The sequence below is a fragment of the Scandinavium sp. genome, assembly GCF_051650185.1.
GTDB lineage: Bacteria > Pseudomonadota > Gammaproteobacteria > Enterobacterales > Enterobacteriaceae > Scandinavium.
Genome location: NZ_JBOFIN010000150.1, coordinates 1 through 4,923, shown reverse-complemented (window position 1 = coordinate 4,923; position 4,923 = coordinate 1). Strand labels below are relative to the sequence as shown.

General features: G+C 52.1%; 3 protein-coding genes. All 3 read right to left on the bottom strand.

Annotated elements, in window-relative coordinates:
• Nucleotides 1-401: 401 nt before the first annotated feature.
• The 3 genes from clpB to rluD all read right to left on the bottom strand — a co-directional run bounded on the left by clpB (nt 402) and on the right by rluD (nt 4,812).
• Nucleotides 402-2,975: an ATP-dependent chaperone ClpB gene (clpB, locus tag ACRCWW_RS21195; RefSeq protein ID WP_438684170.1), complete on the bottom strand. Its 2,574-nt coding sequence runs from the start codon at nt 2,973-2,975 to the stop codon at nt 402-404.
• Nucleotides 2,976-3,103: 128 nt separating this feature from the next.
• Nucleotides 3,104-3,835 carry a purine nucleoside phosphorylase YfiH gene (gene yfiH / locus ACRCWW_RS21190; RefSeq protein ID WP_438684169.1) on the bottom strand — a complete coding sequence of 244 codons (732 nt, stop codon included), beginning with the start codon at nt 3,833-3,835 and terminating at the stop codon, nt 3,104-3,106.
• Nucleotides 3,832-4,812: a 23S rRNA pseudouridine(1911/1915/1917) synthase RluD gene (gene rluD, locus ACRCWW_RS21185; RefSeq protein ID WP_438684168.1), complete on the bottom strand. Its 981-nt coding sequence runs from the start codon at nt 4,810-4,812 to the stop codon at nt 3,832-3,834. The genes yfiH and rluD overlap by 4 nt, the downstream gene beginning before the upstream one ends.
• Nucleotides 4,813-4,923: the final 111 nt, after the last annotated feature.

The window sequence follows — 4,923 nt, the reverse complement described above, 5'->3', positions numbered from 1 at the left end:
GACTTGGTATTCATTTAGTGTCCGAGGACATTAAGAATCCATGTCACTTTGAGTGCCCACACAGATTGTCTGATAAATTGTTAAAGAGCAGTTGAAACGCGGCTTTCGCTCACCGTTTCGAGGTCCCGTATAATACGTTCTCCTCATTTAGAGTCAAGCGTTTATTTTCGCTTTTCTCTGTCAGAATTTCCGGAGAAATCCTGCTGACCCGGCGGCTTGCTTGCCGTTGTTCCGTGTCAGTGGAGGCGCATTATAGGGGGTAATTCTGAAGTGGCAAGAATAATATTCAAAAAAATTATCGATCGAACACTTTTCACACAAAACTATCGATAAGCATCTAGTATTGCCTGGATTTTAAACAAAAACGAGCCCGCAAGGGCCCGTTTTTGTCACTTTGTGACTTACTGCACCGCAACAATTCGATCGTCTTTCACCATCAGCTTGATGGTTTTCCCCGGAATCAGCTCACCTGAAAGGATTTGCTGTGCCAGAGGGTTCTCGATTTGCTGCTGGATAGCTCTTTTCAGCGGACGAGCACCATACACTGGGTCGTAGCCGTTCGCGCTCAGCAGAGTCAACGCATCATCTTCTATATGGACGTCATAACCTCGCTCTTCGAGGCGCTGATAGAGGCGCTGTAGCTGGATCTTCGCAATTGAAGCGATATGTTTCTCGCCCAACGGATGGAACACCACCACTTCATCAATACGGTTAATGAACTCCGGACGGAAACTGTGACTGACCACCCCAAGCACCAGATCCTTCATATGTCCGTAATCCAGTTCGCCGAAACGTTCCTGAATCAAATCGGAACCGAGGTTAGAGGTCATGATGACCACGGTGTTGCGGAAATCGACCGTTCTCCCCTGCCCGTCAGTCAGACGCCCATCGTCCAGCACCTGCAACAGAATGTTGAAGACATCAGGATGTGCTTTCTCAACTTCATCCAGCAGAATCACCGAATAAGGGCGGCGGCGAACAGCTTCTGTCAGATAGCCCCCCTCTTCATAGCCAACATATCCCGGAGGTGCACCCACCAGCCGTGAAACAGAGTGTTTCTCCATGAATTCTGACATGTCGATACGTACCATCGCGTCGTCACTGTCGAACATGAAGTTAGCCAGCGCCTTACACAGCTCTGTTTTACCCACACCGGTCGGCCCCAGGAAAAGGAATGAACCGATCGGCCGATTCGGATCGGATAATCCGGCGCGGCTACGGCGAATAGCATTGGAAACCGCCTCTACCGCTTCGTTCTGCCCAATAACCCGACTGTGCAACTCCTGCTCCATGCGTAGCAGTTTGTCACGCTCACCTTCCAGCATTCTTGCTACCGGAATACCCGTCCAGCGTGCCAGAACATCTGCAATCTCCACGTCGGTTACGCGGTTCTTCAGCAGACGCATGGTTTTGCCTTCAGACTGTGTGGCTATCGACAGCTGTTTTTCCAGATCGGGAATTTTTCCATACTGGAGCTCAGACATCCGGGCGAGATCCCCAACGCGGCGAGCCTGCTCGATGGCGATTTTCGCCTCTTCAAGTTCAGCCTTGATGGTCTGGGTGCCGGAAAGAGACGCTTTTTCGGCTTTCCACTCTTCTTCCAGCTCTGAATATTGACGCTCTTTATCGTCCAGCTCTTCATTAAGCATATCCAGGCGCTTGAGACTGGCTTCATCGGACTCTTTCTTCAGCGCCTGCTGCTCCAGCTTGAGCTGGATGATTCGCCGATCCAGACGGTCAAGCTCTTCCGGCTTCGAGTCTATCTGCATACGGATGCTGGAGGCGGCTTCATCAATAAGGTCGATGGCTTTATCCGGTAACTGGCGATCCGCAATATAGCGATGCGACAGCGTTGCCGCCGCAACGATAGCCGGGTCCGTGATCTGCACATGGTGATGCAGTTCATAGCGCTCTTTCAGGCCACGCAGGATAGCGATGGTATCTTCCACAGAAGGCTCTGCGACAAACACTTTCTGGAATCGGCGTTCCAGAGCCGCATCTTTTTCGATGTACTGACGGTACTCATCCAGCGTCGTTGCGCCCACGCAGTGCAGTTCACCACGGGCCAGTGCAGGCTTCAGCATGTTGCCCGCATCCATAGCACCATCGGCTTTACCCGCGCCAACCATCGTGTGCAGCTCGTCGATGAACAGAATGACGTTGCCTTCCTGTTTCGCCAGATCGTTGAGCACTCCTTTGAGGCGTTCTTCGAATTCACCACGATATTTCGCACCAGCCACCAGCGCGCCCATATCCAGCGCCAGTACACGTCGCCCTTTCAGCCCTTCAGGCACTTCACCATTCACGATACGCTGGGCAAGACCTTCAACAATGGCGGTTTTACCCACGCCCGGTTCACCAATCAATACCGGGTTGTTTTTGGTGCGACGCTGCAGCACCTGAATGGTGCGACGAATTTCTTCATCACGCCCAATCACCGGATCGAGTTTGCCTTGTTCTGCACGCTCAGTCAGATCGAGTGTGTATTTTTTCAAAGCCTGGCGTTGGTCTTCGGCTCCCTGATCGCTCACGCTTTCACCTCCGCGCATCTGTTCAATCGCCTGGGTCACATTCGCGGTCGTGGCGCCGGCGGTTTTCAACAGGTCGGTCAGCGTACCGCGTGATTCAAGCGCCGCCAGAACGAACAGTTCTGACGAGATAAAGTTGTCCCCTCTCTTTTGCGCCAGCTTGTCGCAAAGGTTGAGCACCCGCACCAAATCCTGTGAAGGCTGCACATCACCACCAGTACCTTCCACTTGGGGTAAACGGCTCAATGCCTGATCGATGGCAGTGCGGAGCTGCCCGGCGTTAACGCCAGCAGAGGTTAATAATGGACGTACCGATCCCCCTTCCTGATTCAGAAGTGCACTCATTAGATGAAGAGGTTCGATGAATTGGTTGTCGTGCCCGAGTGCGAGAGACTGGGCATCGGCGAGAGCAAGCTGGAATTTATTAGTAAGACGATCCAGACGCATAACTCCTCCCATAACAGGTCAAATTTGCTACTGGAGATTAAATGAGGTCATCCCTCAATTATTCAAGGTTAAAGACCTGGAGTTTATGAAAAATAAGCCAGCCTTCTGGATCGTCTTGATTCTTTAGGTTATATCAGCCAAATGAAACTTGCCATACGACCTGTCGTCCGATCGCGTCGATAAGAGAAAAAATCATCCTTTTCGCTTAGTGTGCAGCGATCGCCGCCGAAGATCTGCTGAACGCCCAGATTTGCCAGACGCTGGCGTGCCAGTTGATAGATATCAGCATAGTATTTTTCGCCCACAGGACGAAAAGCGAAGTCCGCTTCAGGATCTTTAGCCATAAACGCTTCGCGAACTTCGCCGCCCACTTCAAAAGCCGTAGGGCCGATGGCTGGCCCAAGCCAGGCCAGAATGTTCTCTGGCTTATCCTGAAAATGCGCGACCGTTGCTTCCAGAACGCCATCGCAAAGACCGCGCCAGCCTGCATGAGCTGCGGCAACTTCTGTTCCAGCTTTATTACAAAACAGAACGGGCAGGCAGTCGGCAGTCATCACTGCGCAGACGAGTCCTGGCTTGTTGCTGTAAGAGGCATCGGCTCGTTTCGATTCGTACTCGCCGCCTGTCAGGGTCAACACTGCGTTGCCGTGGACCTGCTCAAGCCAGACGGGACGAGATGGAAACACTGCCGCTTCATAAAAGCGACGGCGATTTTCCTCTACCTGTTCCAGGTTATCACCACAATGGGCCCCGAGATTGAGAGAATCGTAAGGCGGCAGGCTGACACCGCCTACTCGCGTTGAACTGCACGCCCCGACGCCCTCAGGCATCGGCCATTGAGGAGTGATAATCTTAGTCATAACCAGGCAACATCATCCTTGTGTTCTTCGAAATCTGCACGCATCGCGGCAATCAAGTCGACCATATCCTGTGGGATAGGTGCGTGCCATTCCATCTGAATCCCGGTGATCGGGTGATACAGGCGGAGCATGGTGGCGTGAAGTGCCTGACGATCAAATTTGCGCAGAGCAGTAATGAACTCTTCCGAAGCGCCTTTTGGTGGACGTGGACGCCCGCCATAAAGCTGATCGCCCACCAGCGGATGCGTGATATGCGCCATATGCACACGGATTTGGTGCGTGCGGCCTGTTTCCAGACGCAGACGTAAACGCGTGTGAATACGGAAATGTTCCATGATGCGATAGTGCGTTACCGCCGGTTTACCCATTGGGTGAACAGACATGTGAGTACGCTTGGTCGGGTGACGACTGATAGGTTCTTCAACCGTGCCACCAGAAGTCATATGTCCAATCGCTACCGCTTCATACTCACGCGTAATCTCACGCAGTTGAAGTGCTTCCACCAGACGAGTCTGAGCGGGGACGGTTTTCGCCACCACCATCAAACCTGTGGTGTCCTTATCCAGACGATGCACGATACCTGCGCGAGGAACGTCCACAATCGGAGGATAATAGTGGAGCAACGCATTCAAAATTGTGCCATCCGGGTTACCCGCGCCAGGATGCACAACCAAATCTCGCGGCTTGTTGATAACGAGGATGTCGTCATCTTCATACACGATATTGAGCGGGATATCCTGCGGCTCAAAGCGAGCTTCTTCTTCGATTTCAGCATTGATGGCGACGCTTTCCCCACCCAACACTTTCTCTTTTGGCTTGTCGCAGATAACGCCGTTAACCAGCACTCGCTGGTCAAGAATCCATTCTTTTATGCGCGAACGTGAATAATCCGGGAACATTTCGGCCAAAGCCTGATCTAAGCGTTGACCGAGTTGTTTTTCGGATACCGTTGCGGTGAGTTGTACAAGTTGTGCCATAGACAGCTTCTTCGTTTAACGTTGGGTTTTACGGCTTCGCCGTATAATATAGTGTGCTATTGTAGCTGGTCTTAATCGGGAGCAGGAATGATAATCTCCCGCATAAACATT